Source organism: Sphingobium soli, assembly GCF_020782245.1.
Taxonomy (GTDB): Bacteria; Pseudomonadota; Alphaproteobacteria; order Sphingomonadales; family Sphingomonadaceae; genus Sphingobium; species Sphingobium soli.
On the sequence record NZ_JAJGNP010000001.1, the window covers coordinates 496,088 to 513,521 of the forward strand.

Here is a 17,434-nt window from a genome sequence, read left to right on the forward strand (position 1 = left end):
AATCGCCAATGGCCAGCCACCTTTCCAACGAGACCAGCGCATGACAGCGATGGAAATGGCGGTTTTGCGTTCATAACTGAAATTGGCACGCCTTCTGCAAATGAGTTCGACATCAAGGCCGGATGATCCGGCCAGCCAAGCAGGGAGTTATTATCATGTTCATTGCCAAGATCCAGAACGCCGCCGTCGCCTTTTTCGGCGCCGTTGTCGTCGCCAGCCTGTTTGTCGGCGCAGCGGTTCCGGTCGCGCCGATCGCCTGATCACCGCACCCGCTTTCCCCAAACTTGAGACAACAGAAGGCCAACGTCATGAACAGCAATTTCACCCTCGACCGCCGCCATGGCAAGATCATGGGCGTTTGCGCTGGGCTTTCCAATCGCACGGGCATCGACGTCACGCTCATCCGCGTCGCCTTGGTGCTATTGACGCTGTGCGCATTGGGACCGATTGGCGTCGCCGCCTATCTGCTGGCCGGATGGCTGGCAGAAGGGTGACGCCCACAGTTCTGGAAACCGATCAAATACTAAAAAGGCCGCCCCGATTAATCGGATAGCGGCCTTTTTCGGTTCTGGGCGAGCCCAAATGCCGATGCGGCAACGCCGCTGTCAGGCATAAAGTACCGAATAAAATGTCACCATCTGCACGCCAACGGCAGCAGCGAGGACGGCTCCTTGAAAGATCTGACGCATTATTGACTCCATTGTTGCGAAGGACGGTGGTCCCTGCATGTGTAAGGAGCAATTAGGTCCGTCATATCATTGTAACAATCGCAAAGCCTGACTTTCCGATTGCAACAAACGCAATGGTGTCGGTCAGGCCAGCGCCGCGATCATCGCCTGTGCGGCGGCCGGGTTGCGCTCCTTCGCGCCACTGATGAAAAAGCCATAGACATCGCCGGTTTCGGCCAGCCTTTCTGCACGTCTGGCCCATCGATCGATATCGGCAGGGGCATAGCCGGTTGGCTCGTCCGCCCTCGTCTGCATCAGCCGCAGATACGCAAAGCCGGCGTCATGGCCGGCGATTGCGGGATAGTCCTCATGATCCGCCAGCACCACCGCTGCCCCGGCCGCCTTCGCCATGTCGAGAAAGGCAGGATCATCGAAACTCTCATGCCGTACCTCCAGCGCATGCCGAAGCCGCACGCCATCGACAGCATCAGGCAGCAATTTCAGGAATGCGCTAAAATCATCGGGATCGAACCGTTTGGTGGGCATGAATTGCCACAGGATCGGCCCCAGCCTGTCGCCCAGTTCTGCTATCCCCTGCCCGGTAAATTTCGCGATCGATTCGCCTGCCTCGGCCAGGATCTTGCGGTTCGTGCAGTAACGCGAGGCTTTCACCGCAAACTGAAACCCATCGGGCACCGCCTTGGCCCAGTTGGCAAAGGTCGCGGGCTTCTGGCTGCTGTAATAGGTCGCGTTCACCTCGGTGGCGGTCAGATGCTCGCCGACATAGGCCAGTTCTTCCTTCTGACGCAGGCCTGGCGGATAGAAGCTGCCGCGCCACGGCTCATAGACCCATCCGCCAATCCCTGTCCTGATCCGTCCTGCCATGCCATACCTCCTGCCCCGCGACAGTGATCGTCAGAGCCGATCAGAACCAGCAAAAAATGCCATTAGCAAGGTTTGCGAATGGTTCTTATTTGCAGGTCCGTTCAGGAGATACCCATGTCGCTCGACCTCATCAAGACTGCCACGTATTTGACGATCCATCTGACCGTCGGCTTCACCGTCGCTTATGTCATGACCGGGTCCCTCGCCCTGGCGGGCGGCATCGCGCTTATCGAACCGATGATTAATGCAGTAGCCTTCTTTTTCCATGAGAAGGCCTGGAAATCCGTGACAATGAGCGTGCCACCAGCATCTGATCGCAGATGGCCGCGTGATCAGGCGCGCTTTGCGTGAATCTGTCTATTTTGCTGTCCGTTTAAGCCCCAGCAGCCAGGGCTTGGGTGCGCGCGAAGGGGTCGGCCTGCCATCGAGGCGACGAGCGCGCAAAATCCTGATCGGCTTGACGATCATCTGCCCGCGCATTGGCCCCGAGCCGCAGCAGGTGGGCACCGCGAGGATTTTCTTCACCACATCCATTCCCGCCACCACATGGCCAAAGGCGGCATAACCGATATAGGTGCCGCGCGCGTCCATATTGGGCGTTGCGCCGACGGTGATGAAGAAGTTGCCCGCGGCCGAATTGGGTCGATTGGGCCGCGCCATAGATACGGTCGCATCCAGATGGCGAAGCCCGGTCTGGCTGGTCGGTTCATGCCTGATCGGGGGAAGCGACCGGCGCAAATCCGTGTCGATGCCGCCTTGGATCAGCCCCAGCTTGGGATTGCTCTTGCGCCGCGCCGCCCGGTAGAAGGTAACGCCGTCGAAGCGGCCATCATCGACATAGGTGAGGAAATTCGCCGATGTGCGCGGCGCTCGCTTCAGATCTACGGCAATCACCATCGTTCCCACCGACGTTTCGACCGCCACTCGGGTATAGCCTGGGGTCGGCTTGTTTGCGGGAAGCGCGAGCACCGCCGAGGGCGCGAGGCTGAAGAGCAAGAGAAGCAAGCGAAAGAGCGGCATGGCCCCCGTCCGTAATTGCGCCGCAGGTCAGGCGCAACCGGACTGCGCCCTCACGTCGCCCGACATGGCAAATCAACGACCTCGATGGCAAAGAAAAAGCGGCGCCCACGTCAAGGCGCCGCTTCCCATTCTAACAGTCTGACTTACTTGGCCTGACCCGATGCGTCCGACACGGCGCCGCCGGCCGATCGGAGGTCCTTACCAGCGCCGTTGACAGTATTGCAGGCAGCAAGGCCAAGCGTCACAACAGCGGTCAGAGAAATAATGATTGCCTTCATGGCCATATCCTTTTTGTTATTGCCCATCAGGCGCGGTTGCCGCGCGTCAGGATCGACAGGGTTGCAAGAGCCAGCGATCCCAGCGCGAGCAGGCTGACAAGCGGGCGTTCTTCATAGAGGCGACGAGCGCTGTCCAGGACGTCGCCCAACATCGTCTCGACCTTGCCTTCGATCTGACGGCCTTGGCCGCGCAGTTCGGTGCCGGTGTCGCCTGTGACCTTACCCAGGCCTTCCTCAAGCGCGCCTGCCTTTTCCTTAATCGCGCCTATGATCGTATGATTGTTCATTACAGTCTCCTCTAAATCTGGATGGTAATGGGATTTTCAGGGGTTGCGCCGGGCGGCGACTACGCCACCCGCCGACGCCGCCGCCGCGCCGAGCAGCATGACGATGAACAAGGTAAACGCGGTGCCAGCGGCATAGTCAGCGCCCTTGCTGCCGGCGTCGATCGCGATTTCCACCGCGTTGCGCTTGGCGGCGACGAAGTCCTGACGCGCCTTTTCCACCTTCGCCCGCGCGTCCGACTGGCTGATCTTCCGCTGGGCGGCGACGATCATGGCGACGCGATTTTCCGCCTCCTGGCCTTCAGCGCCACCGCGCGCCATGGCGGGCAGTTCGGCGATTATCGCCTTGCGACCTTGTTCGGGGGTCATGGCTGCCGGGTCGGACGGGGTGTCGTCCAGCAGCGCTGACACCTGCGCTTCGACATCCGTCTTGTCGATACCAGCTGCCTTTGCCACGGCAGGGGTTATGGCACTCGCGCTGGCGGTTGTCGCGCCAGCGATGCCGCCAACGGTCCGGAACGCACCACCCACGAGACCACCGATCGCGGAACTCAGCAGATAAAATGTGATCAGCAAGGTGAGGCCCCATATGGCGACACCATGCAGGACGCCGTCCACCGGCCGCCGCGTATGCGCAATCGTCGTCGCCGCATAGGCGCCAGTCGCCAGGGCCAGGATAGTGCTGATCGTCCACCAGATGATAGCGCCGATGCCCAGGCCGCCCGCGCTTGCGCCGCCCTTGCCGTTGGGGTCAATGGCCGACAGCCCTATGCCTGCTCCCAACAGGCCCAGCATCAATTCGATCGCCAGCGCGGTCACGGTGCCGACGACCAGTGCGGACCAACTCATTCGCGGGGTGACACGGACGTCAAAATGGGGATCCGTCATGGTGGTAGCCATGGCAAACTCCTTTTTTCTTTAGATCTAAATGGTCAAACGCTAGCTTATGTCTTCAGCGTTTTGATAGCGGCTTCCACAATATCAGCCGCGTCTGCCTCCAGCCTTCCGGCGCGCTTTTCGGCGGCACCTTCCGCCTGCGTTTCCCGGTCTCCAGTGATTTTTCCGATCGCTTCCTTGATCGCCCCTTTCACCCGGCGGACATCGCCTGCTGTACGATCCTTGCCCATGCATTCCTCCTTTCTGGCGGTGCCCGATGGCAGCGCCGATAGTGGAGAAATAAGCCCGGCCGGTCGCGACGAGCAGATGCAGAACTACTAAATCATATGGTATTTATGCATCAAAAATATTAGCGAATGGGGCGCTGGAGGGGGTAGCCGCGCTCACGCGCCCATAATATGGCTTGCGCCCGCCGGTTGACGCCGATCTTAGCGTAGACGCGCGCCACATGATTGCGCAACGTGTTGCGGGATACGCCCATTTCCTTGGCAATAGCCGCATCGTCACCTCCTTCGCACAGCAGGCTCAGCACCTCCTTTTCCCGGCGCGTCAATTCGCTGGTTTCGACAGGTCGGGCAGCACCATGAGGTGCGCGAAGATTGGCGAGTTTTTCCACCACCGTTCGGCTGAACCAGTTGGTATCCTTCATCACGGCCTCGATCGCACCGATCAGTTCGAGTTCGCTGTGACGCCGTTCGTGAATGTCCTGTATCACCCACAGAATACAGGTATCCTTACGCAGCGAAATGGATGCCGCGGACACCAGGCAGTCCGTTATCCCGCCATCCTTGGCCCGCAGCCGGGCGTCTCGGCCGCGAAAGGCCGTGCGTTCAGCTAAGTCTTCCAACGCGGCATCAAGAAATTTTGGCTCTTCCCACAAGCGAAGCGCCGGCATCGCTTTCCCCATCGCCTCGTCGGGAGACCAGCCGGTCAGCTGATGAAAGGCGTCATTAGTATCGCACAGCAGGCGTTCGTCCCAGGTCGTGATCGCCATAGCCACGGGCGCAAGCCGAAAGGTTGTGACAAAACGTTCCTCGCTATGCCGCAGTTCATTTTCCGCCTGCCGCCGAGGTTCGAGGTCGGCGAAGGAGAACAGCATGCAGGGTTCATCATCCAGTTCGACGGGTTGCCCCGCAACGATGACCAGCTTGCGCCCGCCATCGGGCAAGTCCAGGTCCGCCTGCATCTGCGGCACCATTCGCCCTTCGCGCAGGCGCTCCTTCGCGACATCCAGAGCGGCTGCATCCTTTAGAATGTCTATATCATACAGCGCCCGGCCGAGAACCTCGTCCTTCTGGTAGCCGGTCAGGTCCAGGAAGCCTTGGTTGACCTTTACATAGCGTTGGTCGGCCAAGCGCATGATGACGGCGGGGGCGGGATTGACGTTGAAGGTCTGCTCGAAACGCTGCTCAGCTTCGAACCGCAGCGAGACGTCCTGAATCACGAGTACAAGCAGATCCGGATCGCCATTCATATCAGTCAGAATGAGGCTGCGTATCTGATGAATCCAGCGCGGATCTTCCTCGCCCTGGGGGATGACCTCTACGATGACCTGGCTGAAGGATTCACCGGCAATCACCCGATCAAGCGGATAATCACCCTCCCCGAGCCGGTGATTGTTGCGATACCGCAGTTGGAAGCGACGCCGGTAGTCATCGACATCCTTCCCCAGCCCCGTCAGATCCTCGACACCGTGCATCCGCAACGCGGCATCATTTGCCCACAACAGGGATTGATGGGCGTCGACCAGCAGGACGCCTTCACTCAGGCTGCCAATGATGTGACGAAGGCGATCGAGATCGATCAGAGGATGCGCGTTGGTCATGCCGACGTCGTAGCGGCAACGGTCAGATTGCAAAAGCAGCCGATTTGAGATCACGAAAGCTAGGCGGCGTGGACAAATTTGAGCCAGTATCTGGCGGTAGCGATATGGACCATACCGAGGAAGCTGTTGGCCAGTTGGTCGTATCGGGTGGCGATCGCCCGGTTGATCTTGAGTTGGCCGAACATGCGCTCGGTTCGGTTGCGCTGCTTGTAGAGCGCCCGGTCGTGCTCGATTTTCACGCGCCGGTTTGACCGTCCGGGGATGACGGCCTCGATATTCCGTTCTGTAAGATCGGCACGGATTGCGTCGGCGTCGTAGCCCTTGTCGGCGAGCAAGGCGTCAGGTGCGCGTTCTGGTAGGCCGATCAGGGCGTCATAGGCTTTGCAATCTGCCGCCTCACCGACCGTTAGATGGAAGGCAAGCGGTCGTCCAAGGGCGTCAGCCAGGCAGTGAAGCTTACTGGTGAACCCGCCCCGCGAGCGGCCAAGAGCGCGTCGATGAGTCCCCCTTTTCCGCCCGCCGCCGATACGTGGGCGCGGACTGTGGTGCTGTCGATGCTGTAGTGACCGCTATCTGCCATGATCTCAGCCAGCGTTACGGCGACGGTCTCCCAGACCCCGGCCTCACTCCAACGCCGGAACCGCCGATAGATGGTGTTCCAGCTACCGTATTTAGGCGGTACGTCTCGCCATGGAGCGCCACATCGAAGCCGCCAGAGAATGCCGTTGATGATGGAGCGATTTTGCTCCGGCCGCCTGCCTCGTCCACGATTTTCAGGCTCAATAGGCAGCAAGCCCTTTAGAATGCGCCATTCTGCTTCGGTGAGATCGCCCCGGCTCAAACCCGCCTCCAAAAGGCAGCCTTGAATCAATCCTCGCGAAGCACGTCAACCGGCTTCAGGCTCCCAGCGACGGGCTGATCAGTTGGTGTGATGGCCGTATCGACGAATACCAGCGTCACGAAGATCATCGAGCGTGTGCTCATCCCCCGGTCGCATATATGGCTCGACTGACGCAATCCCATCAGAACACCGGGCAAGCGCCGCACCGTCTTCCGGCACCACGACGTTGTACCCGCCTGCGGTATTCTTACGAAGCAGCCAAGTTCCTTTCGCGCGACACACGATAGGTATGCTGAACCGTCAGCACCCTGACCATCTTGCTGGGTAAGGCACCTTCGATGACACGCGCCACCCGCAAATCGACGAACTATGGCCACGACATGATGATGCAGTCACTGCCGCAATCGCCGATCTCGCTCGGTACTTGGTCAACGGGTAGCGCACGAACTTTCGCATCCTAGCACATCGGCTCGGCCAGAGCCGGCAGAAGGCGTTGCAAGGCCAATCAATATGGCGGCGGTCGAGCGCGTGTTATAGATCACCAACCAAGGCTACACGCGCGAAGGCCGACCGTCACTAATTTGTCCACGCGGCCTAGGAATATCGACGTCCAGTCGATCCAATGCCACCCAAAAGCAAGGTGGTGACCCCTACGGGAATCGAACCCGTGTTTCAGCCGTGAAAGGGCCGCGTCCTAACCGCTAGACGAAGGGGCCGTTCGGCGGCACTGCCGGGCAGCGCTGCGAAGCGAGGGCGCAATTAGGCGGGGACGGGAAAAGGGTCAACCCCTAAACGCCAAGAAAATTGCAAACTCGCTCAATCCGCCCAGGCTGCATCTTCCAGATGGAGTTCGGCGGCAGGACGGCTGCCCCAATCGTCAATCTTGGCCTTACCGGCCACCCAAAGCCGTCGATCACGCGGAGCAGCAAGGATCGCCTGCCCAAGGTCCGTTTCAGCGCGACGGAACGCGATCGTCTTGATGGATCTGCCATCGTCCCCGGCCATGATCGCGCGCAGATGACCGTTGCCCACCACGTCCGCCTTGACGACGCGCATCGGGCCGGCCGCGATCAGCGGTGCGGGCCAACCCGCGCCATAGGGGCCGCCCTGGTCCAGCGCGGCGACAAAGTCCGGGTTGACGCCGGTCGGCGCAAGCACGGCGTCAATGAGGAGCGCGCGGTCGTCCCGCGCCTTTGCCACCGCAGCGGACAGCCGTTCGTCCAGATAATCCGCCAGCGCGTCAATGCGGTCCGCAGCTACGGTCAGCCCCGCCGCCATCGCGTGCCCGCCGCCCGCGACCAACAGCCCGCTATCCTTCGCGGCCAGCACCGCCGCGCCCAGATCGACGCCCGAAATGGAACGGCCAGATCCCTTGCCAACGCCTGCGTCGTCCAGCGCAATGACGATCGCGGGTCGACCCGCCTTTTCCTTGATCCGTCCGGCAACGATACCGATGACGCCGGGATGCCAGCCGGCGCCCGCGATCACCGCCACCGCCCGGTTTCCCTGGGCGGCAAGCAGTGCTTCGGCCTGTTCCTGCACCGTCGATTCGATCGCGCGCCGCTCCTCATTATACTGGTCGAGTTGTGCTGCGATCCGCGCCGCTTCGGCAGGGTCTTCGGTTGTCAGCAGACGGACGCCAAGATCCGCCTGGCCGACCCGCCCGCCCGCGTTGATGCGCGGGCCAAGCGCAAAGCCAAGGTCATGGCATAGCGGCGCGCGCGTCAGGCGACTGGCGTCGATGAGCGCGGACAGGCCGATGTTGCGCCGCTTGCTCATCACCTTGAGCCCCTGCGCCACGAAAGCGCGATTGAGGCCTTTCAACTGCGCCACGTCGGCGACGGTGCCAAGCGCCACGATATCCAGAAGGTCGAGTATATTGGGCTTTTGACGGCTCGCGAACCAGCCTCTGGCGTCCAGGGTCTTCAGCAGCCGCGCGCCCAGCAGAAAGGCGACGCCAACGGCCGCCAGATGCCCGTGCAGGGCGGCTTCGGGATGTTCGTCCAGCCTGTTGGGGTTCACCAGCGCGAACGCCTCGGGCAGCTGGCTTGCGCATTTGTGATGGTCTACCACGACAACGTCGACGCCCGAGGCTTTGGCCATGGATAGCGCCTCGAACGCCTGCGCGCCGCAATCGACAGTAACGATCAGGCTTGCCCCCTCGCCCGCCAGGCGGACCAGCGCCTCACCGGATGGACCATAGCCTTCCATCAGCCGATCCGGGATATAGGGCCGCGCATGCAACCCCAGATCGCGCAGCAGCCGGATCAGCAAGGCCGCGCTTGTCGCGCCATCGACGTCATAGTCGCCGAAGATGCGCACATCTTCCTGGCGCTGTACGGCATCGGCCAGGCGCTCGGCCGCCACGTCCATGTCGCGAAACAAGCTGGGATCGGGCATGAAACCGCGGATGGTGGGATTGCGATGCGCGTCCAGCCCATCGCGCGTGCAACCGCGCGCCAGCAATAGTTGCGTGACCAGATCATCAGGGACGCAGGGCGGGTCGCGCGTGTCTGCCCCGGCGCCGCGCCAGCGCCAGGGCTGCCCGGAAAGCGAGCGCGAAATGTTAAGCGCGAATGTCATGAAAAAGCTCTAGCCGCCCGCAAGCCCCATGGAAAGTCGCTGGAATCATGTCGCAGGCGGAACCGTTGCAACCTGTCGGGCGTATTCAAGCATTGCCGGACGTCATAACGGGCGTGGCGCAAAAGGGGCGACGCACGACGATGACGAGACGACAGGCATTCCATGTCCAGCGCATGTTGAGCCTATTGCTGTTGACCGCATCCCCCTTGCCCTTGTTGGCGCAGACCACTTCCGCCTCTGAAACCGACGCCGAAGAACCCATTCTCCCTGATGCGCAATTTGAGGCGCGACTGCCCAAGATGGAAGGCAACGATCCCAACGCCCCCCTTCCATCCATCGACACCTGGATCGACCAGCAGATGCCGGCGCAGTCCGCTGCGCCCGCTGAACTGCCGGCTGCCGTCGATCCTGCAGAAGAACAGGAACTTGCACAGCCCCTGCCTCCGCTGGGTAGCGTAACCGTTCCCGCCAATGAAGCTAAGCAGGACGATCCGGATGCGGAACTGCCCGACGTCCGGTACGCCACCCGGGTCGAAGGTTTTGGCAAAACAGGGTTGGACGATGAGTTTCGCGCGGAGTCTGCGCTGTTCGATGGCGATGGCAAGGCCGATACGGCTACGATGGTGCAGCAGCGCGCGAAGGCGGATCAGGAACTGGCGGTCCGCCTGCTCTATTCGCAGGGCTATTATGATGGAACCGCGCTCGCCAGCCTGGATCAGGGTGGCGACGGAACGTTGACGGCTGTCGTGTCCGTGACGCCGGGCAAGCGCTACAAGATCGGCGATATCGTCATCAATTCCCAGCCTACCGTGCCGCCGGGCCTGGTGCGCGAAAGCCTGCCCCTGAAAAACGGGGACTATATCATCGCCGCCAATGTTGAGGGGGCAGAGGCGAATGTTGCACTCAAGCTACCCGAAAATGGCTATCCCTTCGTCGAAGTTGGGCAGCGCGACATCCTGCTGGATCCCCAGACCGTCACAGGCGCCTACACCCTGCCGGTGGAAACCGGCCCGCGCGCCAGCTTCCGCAAGATCACGACCAGCGGCGAGGATCAGGCCTTTGGCGCGGACCACATGGAAGTGATCAAGCGCTATAAACCCGGCGAATTATATGACAGCCGCAAGGTGGATGACCTGCGCAAGGCGCTGGTGGCGACGGGCCTGTTTTCCAGCGTGGCGGTGGATCCGGTCCGCACCGGTGAAGCGGGTCCCGATGGCACGGAGTATGTCGACTTGCATGTCGATCAGGATGCTGGCCCGCCGCGTACGCTGGCCGGCGAAGCGGGCTATGGCACGGGTCAGGGGTTCCGCGCCGAAGGCACATGGACGCATCGCAACCTTTTCCCACCTGAAGGCGCGCTGATCCTGGGGGCAATCGCGGGCACGCAGGAACAGGGCGCCTCGGCGACGTTCCGGCGATCCAATGCAGGCAAGCGGGACAAGACCTTCCAGACCGGCATCACGCTCAATCACCAGAATTACGACGCCTATGAAGCCTATACCGCCGGCATCAATATCGGCTGGGCGCGCCAATCCACGCCGATTTTCCAGAAGCGCTGGACCTATAGCTATGGCGCGGAGATCCTGCTGACCAACGAACAGGTCGTCATCGACCCCGCAACGGCGGACAAGACGCGGCGCACGTATTTCATCGGCGGGCTGCCGTTGCAGATCGGCTATGACCGATCCAATGATCTGCTCAATCCCACCAAGGGTTTCCGCGCCAATCTGCGCGCTGAACCAGAAGGGTCGCTTCAGGGGAATTTCTCACCCTATCTGCGCGCCACGTTCGATCTGTCTGGCTATTATCCTGTGTCCGACAGCCTGGTCATCGCGGCGCGCACCCGACTGGGCACGATCAGCGGCGTCGATCGCGACGATGTTGCGCCATCGCGGCGGGTCTATGCGGGGGGCGGCGGATCGGTGCGCGGCTTTGGCTATCAGGAACTCGGCCCCAAGGATGTGAACAACGATCCGATCGGCGGTCGGTCAGTCAATGAATTCGCGGTCGAAGGGCGTTATCGCTTCGGCAATTACGGCGTCGTCGCCTTCGTCGATGCGGGCCAGGTCTATGAAAGCGCGATCCCCAAATTTTCCGACATGCGCTATGGCGTGGGCGTGGGCGGGCGCTTCTACACCAATTTCGGTCCCTTCCGCGCCGACATCGCCATGCCGATCAACCGGCAACCCGGTGAATCCAAATTCGCCATCTATATCGGCATTGGGCAGGCTTTCTGATGGCACAGGACGACACTCCTTCCAACGCTTCGTCAGCCGCTGACGCGCCTGCGGAGACCATTGTCGTGCGCGACAAGCGGCCACTGTGGCAAAAGATCGCCATCGGCGTCGTCGGGGTTCTGGTCGGGCTCGTCCTGTTGGTCGGCATATTGCTGCTTGGCCTCAACACCCAGCCCGGCAAAAAATTCCTCATCAAGCAGATTGCCGCCCTGCAGATGGAATCGGGGATGCAGATCGAGGTCGGGCGGATCGACGGATCGATCTACAGCGACATGGTCATCCATGACCTCATCCTGCGCGACCCTAAAGGCGTATTCGCCGTATCCCCGCGCGTCCATGTCGTGTGGAAGCCGTTCCGCTACCTCAACAACCATATCTCTGTCAGCCTGTTGGACACGCCTCTGGTCGTGCTGGCGCGAAGCCCGCAGTTCAACGTCACCGAAAGCGACCCCAACGCCCCGATCCTGCCCGATCTGGACATCGACGTAGACAGGTTGAAGATCGCAAAGTTCGTTCTCGCCAGGCCGGTCACAGGCCAAAAGCGTGAAATCGCGATCGATGCTGTGACGCATATCGCCGATGGCCGTGCTCAGCTGGAAGCGAGCGCGCTGGTTGATAGCGGCGACCGCTTGCAGGCAAAGCTCGACGCCGTGCCCGAACAGAATCGCCTGGCGATGAGCGGCACGCTGACCGCGCCCAAGGGCGGCGTCATCGCGGCGATGTCGGGCCTGACCGATGGCATGACCGCCACACTGGACGGCAAGGGCAGTTGGGAGGCGTGGAACGGTCGCATCGTCGCAACGTCGCCCAAGGGGGAGCTGGCGAATATCGCCCTTGCCGCACGCGACGGCAATTTCACGGCCAAGGGGCCGCTACGCCCCGGACTGGTCTTTGCCGGGACCGTCGATCGGCTGACTGCGCCCCAACTGAACGTCGATCTGTTTGCGGGACTGAATGAGCGTAAAGTCAATCTCAAGGGATCGGTGCGTTCGTCGGCCATGACCGCCGACATTCAGGGATTGGTCGATCTTGCCGAAAGCAAATTCGGTTCGTTGCGCGTCAACACCGCCTTGCTGACCCCCGGAGCGATCATGGAGAAAGTCAGGGGTCGTGACGTGCGCGCATCGGTCATCCTCGATGGACCGATGGCGACGCCGTTCATCGACTATGACATCACCGCTAAAAATATCGCCTTCGACGCGACAGGCATCGAAAACCTCAAGGCCAGCGGCCGGGCGGTAATAGACGCCGATCGCATCCGCATTCCAGTGAACGCCACCGCCAGCCGCGTGACCGGCCTCAACGCAGCGGCAGGCGGCCTGCTCCAAAATTTGCGGGTAAAAGGCGACTTCGCCTATGCCGCAGGCAAGCTGATCAGCGACAATCTCAAGATCGACAGCGACAAGGTCGATGCAACAGCGATCATCCTGGCGGACCTTGACAACGCCATTTATCGCGGTGGCCTGAAAGGCCGCGTCAACGACTATCGGATCGATGGCGTTGGCATCGTCAATTTGAATACCGATGTCGAACTTGTGCCGGGGCCTAAGGGCGGATTTGGCCTTTCAGGCCGGTTTGGCGTACGCACGGCGCGCTGGGAAAATGCATCGGTCCGGGATTTTCTGGGTGGCAATGCCCTTGTGTCGGGACGGATCGGCATGACGCCGGAGGGCAAGTTCACGCTGGCCGGCCTCAAGGGCGCGGCCCCCAATTTCACGATCCAGTCGGGCTCCGGCAGTTATGACACCGACGGGCAGATCGCCTTCGACGCGGCTGCGTCGTCCAAACAATATGGTCCGCTGGCCCTGACTGTTCGTGGCACCGTCGATCGACCGCAGGCCGTATTGCGCGCCGCGCGACCCAATGTCGGTGTCCAGCTGACCGACGTGGTGGCCAAGTTGAACGGCGAAGCGGCTGGTTACCGGCTCGAGGCCGCCGGCGGATCGCCCTATGGGCCCTTCTTTGCCAATGTCCTGATCCGCACGGCGCAAGGTCCGTTGACCATCGACGTCACTCGTGCGCGCTTTGCCGGGGTCGATATGAACGGCCGCATCCAGCAAAGCGCCGCCGGTCCGTTTACCGGGCAACTTGACATGAATGGATCGGGCATCACCGGCGCCGTCCGGCTCGCAGCGGTCGGCAAGGTGCAAGGCGTGGACGTCAACGCCAACGCCTCCAACGCCAAATTGCCCGGTGAGGCAGACATCATCATCGGTCGCGCCATCGTCAACGCGTCGGTCCTTCTTGCCGACCAGCCGCAAATCCGCGCCGACGCGCAGATCGCCAATGCAGCCTATGGCAACTATGTCGTGCGCAAGGCCCGCGCCAAGCTCGATTACCAGGGCGGGCGGGGCAAGGCGCAACTGGTCGCCGATGGTTCCAGCGGGGTACCCTTCTCGGTCGCCGTCAATGCGGCACTGCGCCCTGATCTTTATGCCGTCGCATTACAGGGGAAGGCCGCCAATATCGACTTCCGCCTCGCTCAGCCGGCGATCATTCGGTCCGAAACAGGCGGATATCGGCTGGAACCGGCCACGCTGGTCTTGCCCCAGGGCAAGGTCGATCTTGCCGGCCGGTTCGGCGGCACCACCGCGATGCAGGCGCGCTTCAAGGATTTCGACCTTGCCATCGCCAATATGGCAGCGCCTGGCCTGGGCATCAGTGGACGCGCCACCGGCACGCTGGACTATACGCAAACCGGCAACGCCTTCCCCACCGCGACCACCCGCCTTGCCATCAATGATTTTCGTCGGTCCAGCCTGACCGCCGTGTCGGACCCTGTATCGATGAATGTCGAGGGCAAGCTGTCGTCGGCAGGCGGCGACATGCGCGGTCTCATTCGCCGTAACGGTACGACCCTTGGCCGCTTCATCGCCACCCTGGCCCCTCCGGGTGCCGGCGCGTCCTGGACCGAGCAGTTGCAAAATGCACCATTGGGTGGGGGCATCCGCTATTCGGGTCCGGCCGACGTGCTATTCTCCTTTGCTGGTCTGGCGGATCAGCAGCTGACTGGCGGTCTTGCCGTCGCGGCCGATTTCAATGGCCGCCTCAGCGATCCGCGCCTCAATGGCGTGGTGCGCGCCAACAGCCTGACGTACGAGAATGAGAGTTTCGGCACCCGGGTCACGCAAATGCGGCTCGACGGCCGCTTCACCAGCGATCATCTCGAAATCCGTGACTTTTCGGGCCGGGCCGGTGATGGAACAGTGCAGGCCACAGGCGATGTCGGACTGGCGGCGAACAGCGGCTTCCCGATCAATATCGCGGTCAAGCTCGACCGCGCGCGTCTGGCGCGCAGCGAGGCGATAACCAGTGTCGTGAGCGGAACGCTCAATATCACCAACAGCGCGGCCAACGGCGGTCTGATCAAGGGCGATCTGCGCCTGCCCGAAACGCGCTATCGGGTCGCCTGGCAAGGCGGCACCGAAATCCGCCAGCTGACCGGCGTGCGGCGCAAGGGCGAAGGCACCGACCTGCTCGACAAACGCCTGGCCGATCGCAAGGCTGCCGCAGCGCCCAAACCGTGGAAGCTGGATATCCGCGTGCGCGCCGACAACGAGATATATGTGACCGGCATGGGCCTTGATTCCGAATGGAAGACGAACATGCGCGTCACGGGGACGGCGACAGACCCACGGGTCGTCGGCCAAGTCGAGGTGATCCGCGGTCGGTACAGCTTTTCGGGCCATCAGTTCGAGCTGGAACAGGGTTTGATCAGCTTCAATGGCCCGATGACGAACCCGACGCTGCAAATCACCGCCCAAACGCGGATTGATACGGTGACAGCGGGTATCCGTGTCACGGGGAGCGCGCAGCAGCCCGATATCAGCTTCATTTCCACACCGGCGCTGCCGCAGGATGAAATCCTGTCTCGGATCCTGTTTGGCGACAATGTCGCCAACCTGTCGGCCATGCAGGCGGTGCAGCTCGCGGCAGCCCTTAACGGATTGCGCGGCGGCAGCGGAGGGCTGAACCCGATGGGTAAATTGCAGGGCGCGACCGGACTCGACCGGATCGGCATCGTGGGGGGTGATGAGGCGACAGGTCGCGGCACCAGCCTGGCGGTTGGCCAGCATATTTCCAACAACATCTATGTGGAGGTCATCACCGACTCCAAGGGCTTTACCGCCACGCAATTGGAAATCGCGCTGTCCAAGACGCTGAGCCTCCTGTCGAAGACTGGCACCAATGCCGGATCTTCGGCGAACCTGCGCTATTCGAAGGATTATTGAGGAAGGGCCGGGAGCGCCGGCCCTTCCCTTTTCCTATTCGTGCGGTCGCAAGGCCTGGTTGAGACTGTCGATCACCGCGTCAATGGGTTCGGTCACGGTAACGCTGCGCCCCTCACCAAAGCGGATACGCGTGCCGTCGCTGACCTGAGTGACGAATGTGACCTGTGCGGGATTGACCGCGGTCTGCGTGCGATCCGTGCCGACGAACATGACGATCATGGCTTGCCTCTCCTTTTATATGGGAGACGCAGAGTAGCGGGTTAGCAGGATCGCGCCAGAGGCCGCGATCAGGCCGCCCGGATCGCCGTGATAAACCCACCCGCCCGGTCCTCCAGACGATGCGCTTCCTGCGCCAGGCGGCCAGCCACGTCGCGCATCAGGCGGGCCGCCTGGGCGCGGCCTGTCGCATTGTCACTGATCTGCCGCGCGCCGGCGCGGATATGATCGCTCGACTGTCCAGCTTCGGCAACGCTCTCGGCTATCGTCAGACTGAACGCGCCCTGCCGGGCCACGGCATCGAACACGGCAGCCGAGAGACGATTTGCCCGCGTCATCGTTGCATCCATATGGGCGTGTCCGGCGGCAACCTCCCCGATTGCGCCGCGAAAATGGTCGATCCGGCCGGAAATCTCCGCCGCCGCATCGCGTGTTTGCGCAGCCAGGGATTGCACCTCTCTGGCGACGACCGCAAAGCCTTCCCCCGCAGCGCCCGCGCGGGCAGCCTCGATGCTGGCGTTGAGCGCCAGCATGCTGGTTGCCCGCGCGATATTATCGATCAGGGCGATGACCGCGCCGATATCGTCAGCCTCCTGCGCCAGCGCCTCGCTGCGCGCCGCTCCGGAACGGCTGCGGGCCACCGCTTCCTTTATCGCGTCGCCGGCATCCCGGACCTCGGCTTCCATCGTCGCGAACAGATTCCCCAGTTCCGAGCCGCCTGCGGCGATTCCGGCAAGCCGGTCGGCCGTCTGGAGCGCGGCTACCGCCATCGCCCCTGCATCCGCATCATCAAGCGCCGCACGCTCCGTCGCCTCACCGGCCAGGGTCGCCAACTGGTCCGCCATCACCACCAGGTCGGTGATCAATCGTTCGACATCGGCCCTGAAGTCGGCGCTTTCCTGCGCGATTTTCTCGATACGCTCGGTCCGGGCCATAGCCACGCGCGCGTCGCGCTCCGCAGTCAGCCGCAACAACAGCGATCCACTGAGCACACCGGCAAAAGCGCCAGCGTCGGTCACGATCAACCCTTCGCACCCGTCCCCCTGCGCAGCGTAGAGATCGACCAACGCCTCTATGCCCATCGCCCGATCCGCGATCGCGCAAGGCCGGACATGGTCATCCAAGCGACCGCCGAAGCTGGGATTGCGCAGCAGGGCGTGGCCAAAGGGATTGAAAAGGATCCGGCGCATGTCGCGCTCATAGATTGCGCCCAACGGCCTGCCGGCGCAGTCCAGCACCGGCAACAAACGCAGCCCGGAATCGCGCTGGAAATGATCCACAGCCTCACTAAGCGGGCAGTCGAGGCGAACAGCCGGCGCATGCGCGGTCAGATACAGGTCGGCCGGAGCCAAAGAGGCCGCCGAGGCAGGCGGTGCGAAGGGCAGCACGGTTGCGGTCATGGCCCGAACCATAGGGCCAAATCGTAAAGGCACCGTTAGGCCTACGTTACAATTATATGACAACCACT

14 protein-coding genes, 1 tRNA gene and 2 pseudogenes are annotated in these 17,434 nt (G+C 62.1%); 4 read left to right on the top strand and 13 right to left on the bottom strand.

Annotated elements, in window-relative coordinates:
• Nucleotides 1-308 precede the first annotated feature (308 nt).
• Complete coding sequence (locus LL253_RS02385; protein WP_009822658.1) at nucleotides 309-494, top strand: PspC domain-containing protein; 186 nt, start codon at nucleotides 309-311, stop codon at nucleotides 492-494.
• A gap of 318 nt (nucleotides 495-812) precedes the next feature.
• On the opposite strand, the gene LL253_RS02390 is transcribed toward LL253_RS02385, so the two are convergent.
• On the bottom strand, nucleotides 813-1,553 hold the full coding sequence (locus LL253_RS02390; RefSeq protein ID WP_228226041.1) for a DUF72 domain-containing protein: 741 nt from the start codon (nucleotides 1,551-1,553) through the stop codon (nucleotides 813-815).
• A gap of 114 nt (nucleotides 1,554-1,667) precedes the next feature.
• On the opposite strand from LL253_RS02390, the gene LL253_RS02395 reads away from it, so the two are divergent.
• Nucleotides 1,668-1,904, top strand: a complete 237-nt coding sequence (locus tag LL253_RS02395; RefSeq protein ID WP_228226042.1) for a DUF2061 domain-containing protein — start codon at nucleotides 1,668-1,670, stop codon at nucleotides 1,902-1,904.
• A 6-nt stretch (nucleotides 1,905-1,910) separates the two neighbouring features.
• On the opposite strand, the gene LL253_RS02400 is transcribed toward LL253_RS02395, so the two are convergent.
• The 10 genes and pseudogenes from LL253_RS02400 to recJ all read right to left on the bottom strand — a co-directional run bounded on the left by LL253_RS02400 (nucleotide 1,911) and on the right by recJ (nucleotide 9,281).
• Nucleotides 1,911-2,573 (bottom strand): peptidylprolyl isomerase, encoded by a 663-nt coding sequence (locus LL253_RS02400; RefSeq protein WP_009822661.1) that lies wholly within the window; start codon nucleotides 2,571-2,573, stop codon nucleotides 1,911-1,913.
• A gap of 143 nt (nucleotides 2,574-2,716) precedes the next feature.
• Nucleotides 2,717-2,851, bottom strand: coding sequence for an entericidin A/B family lipoprotein (locus tag LL253_RS02405; protein WP_228226043.1), 135 nt, complete (start codon nucleotides 2,849-2,851; stop codon nucleotides 2,717-2,719).
• 26 nt (nucleotides 2,852-2,877) lie between these two features.
• On the bottom strand, nucleotides 2,878-3,138 hold the full coding sequence (locus tag LL253_RS02410; RefSeq protein ID WP_009822663.1) for a CsbD family protein: 261 nt from the start codon (nucleotides 3,136-3,138) through the stop codon (nucleotides 2,878-2,880).
• A 36-nt stretch (nucleotides 3,139-3,174) separates the two neighbouring features.
• A complete protein-coding gene (locus tag LL253_RS02415) occupies nucleotides 3,175-4,035 on the bottom strand; it encodes a hypothetical protein (protein ID WP_228226044.1) in 861 nt (286 codons plus the stop codon).
• 44 nt (nucleotides 4,036-4,079) lie between these two features.
• The gene (locus LL253_RS02420; protein WP_228226045.1) at nucleotides 4,080-4,262 is read right to left on the bottom strand and encodes a CsbD family protein; all 183 of its coding nucleotides are present in this window, start codon (nucleotides 4,260-4,262) and stop codon (nucleotides 4,080-4,082) included.
• A 119-nt stretch (nucleotides 4,263-4,381) separates the two neighbouring features.
• A complete protein-coding gene (locus tag LL253_RS02425) occupies nucleotides 4,382-5,392 on the bottom strand; it encodes a PAS domain S-box protein (protein WP_266100855.1) in 1,011 nt (336 codons plus the stop codon).
• 345 nt (nucleotides 5,393-5,737) lie between these two features.
• Nucleotides 5,738-5,857, bottom strand: a pseudogene (locus tag LL253_RS19735) (hypothetical protein); the annotation flags it as partial.
• Nucleotides 5,858-5,916: 59 nt separating this feature from the next.
• Nucleotides 5,917-6,728 (bottom strand): annotated as a pseudogene (locus LL253_RS19985) (IS5 family transposase).
• Between the two features lie 611 nt (nucleotides 6,729-7,339).
• Nucleotides 7,340-7,414, bottom strand: a tRNA-Glu gene (locus LL253_RS02435).
• Between the two features lie 100 nt (nucleotides 7,415-7,514).
• Nucleotides 7,515-9,281, bottom strand: coding sequence for a single-stranded-DNA-specific exonuclease RecJ (recJ, locus tag LL253_RS02440; RefSeq protein WP_228226047.1), 1,767 nt, complete (start codon nucleotides 9,279-9,281; stop codon nucleotides 7,515-7,517).
• Between the two features lie 140 nt (nucleotides 9,282-9,421).
• On the opposite strand from recJ, the gene LL253_RS02445 reads away from it, so the two are divergent.
• On the top strand, nucleotides 9,422-11,518 hold the full coding sequence (locus LL253_RS02445; protein WP_228226104.1) for an autotransporter assembly complex protein TamA: 2,097 nt from the start codon (nucleotides 9,422-9,424) through the stop codon (nucleotides 11,516-11,518).
• Nucleotides 11,518-15,750 (top strand): translocation/assembly module TamB domain-containing protein, encoded by a 4,233-nt coding sequence (locus LL253_RS02450; RefSeq protein WP_228226048.1) that lies wholly within the window; start codon nucleotides 11,518-11,520, stop codon nucleotides 15,748-15,750. Before LL253_RS02445 ends, LL253_RS02450 begins: the two co-directional genes overlap by 1 nt.
• A 33-nt stretch (nucleotides 15,751-15,783) precedes the next feature.
• Here the strand turns inward: LL253_RS02450 and LL253_RS02455 are convergent, their stop codons facing one another.
• Nucleotides 15,784-15,969 carry a hypothetical protein gene (locus tag LL253_RS02455; protein WP_009820697.1) on the bottom strand — a complete coding sequence of 62 codons (186 nt, stop codon included), beginning with the start codon at nucleotides 15,967-15,969 and terminating at the stop codon, nucleotides 15,784-15,786.
• Between the two features lie 68 nt (nucleotides 15,970-16,037).
• The gene (locus tag LL253_RS02460; RefSeq protein WP_228221581.1) at nucleotides 16,038-17,366 is read right to left on the bottom strand and encodes a methyl-accepting chemotaxis protein; all 1,329 of its coding nucleotides are present in this window, start codon (nucleotides 17,364-17,366) and stop codon (nucleotides 16,038-16,040) included.
• Nucleotides 17,367-17,434 lie beyond the last annotated feature (68 nt).

What these genes read in the sequence shown, in the direction of transcription:
- LL253_RS02420 (WP_228226045.1), bottom strand. Translation starts at nt 4,262, where the DNA reads ATGGGCAAGGATCGTACAGCAGGCGATGTCCGCCGGGTGAAAGGGGCG.
- LL253_RS02410 (WP_009822663.1), bottom strand. Translation starts at nt 3,138, where the DNA reads ATGAACAATCATACGATCATAGGCGCGATTAAGGAAAAGGCAGGCGCG.
- LL253_RS02450 (WP_228226048.1), top strand. Translation starts at nt 11,518, where the DNA reads ATGGCACAGGACGACACTCCTTCCAACGCTTCGTCAGCCGCTGACGCG.
- LL253_RS02460 (WP_228221581.1), bottom strand. Translation starts at nt 17,366, where the DNA reads ATGACCGCAACCGTGCTGCCCTTCGCACCGCCTGCCTCGGCGGCCTCT.
- LL253_RS02395 (WP_228226042.1), top strand. Translation starts at nt 1,668, where the DNA reads ATGTCGCTCGACCTCATCAAGACTGCCACGTATTTGACGATCCATCTG.
- LL253_RS02400 (WP_009822661.1), bottom strand. Translation starts at nt 2,573, where the DNA reads ATGCCGCTCTTTCGCTTGCTTCTCTTGCTCTTCAGCCTCGCGCCCTCG.
- LL253_RS02425 (WP_266100855.1), bottom strand. Translation starts at nt 5,392, where the DNA reads ATGCGCTTGGCCGACCAACGCTATGTAAAGGTCAACCAAGGCTTCCTG.
- LL253_RS02455 (WP_009820697.1), bottom strand. Translation starts at nt 15,969, where the DNA reads ATGATCGTCATGTTCGTCGGCACGGATCGCACGCAGACCGCGGTCAAT.
- LL253_RS02385 (WP_009822658.1), top strand. Translation starts at nt 309, where the DNA reads ATGAACAGCAATTTCACCCTCGACCGCCGCCATGGCAAGATCATGGGC.
- LL253_RS02405 (WP_228226043.1), bottom strand. Translation starts at nt 2,851, where the DNA reads ATGAAGGCAATCATTATTTCTCTGACCGCTGTTGTGACGCTTGGCCTT.
- LL253_RS02390 (WP_228226041.1), bottom strand. Translation starts at nt 1,553, where the DNA reads ATGGCAGGACGGATCAGGACAGGGATTGGCGGATGGGTCTATGAGCCG.
- recJ (WP_228226047.1), bottom strand. Translation starts at nt 9,281, where the DNA reads ATGACATTCGCGCTTAACATTTCGCGCTCGCTTTCCGGGCAGCCCTGG.
- LL253_RS02415 (WP_228226044.1), bottom strand. Translation starts at nt 4,035, where the DNA reads ATGGCTACCACCATGACGGATCCCCATTTTGACGTCCGTGTCACCCCG.
- LL253_RS02445 (WP_228226104.1), top strand. Translation starts at nt 9,422, where the DNA reads ATGACGAGACGACAGGCATTCCATGTCCAGCGCATGTTGAGCCTATTG.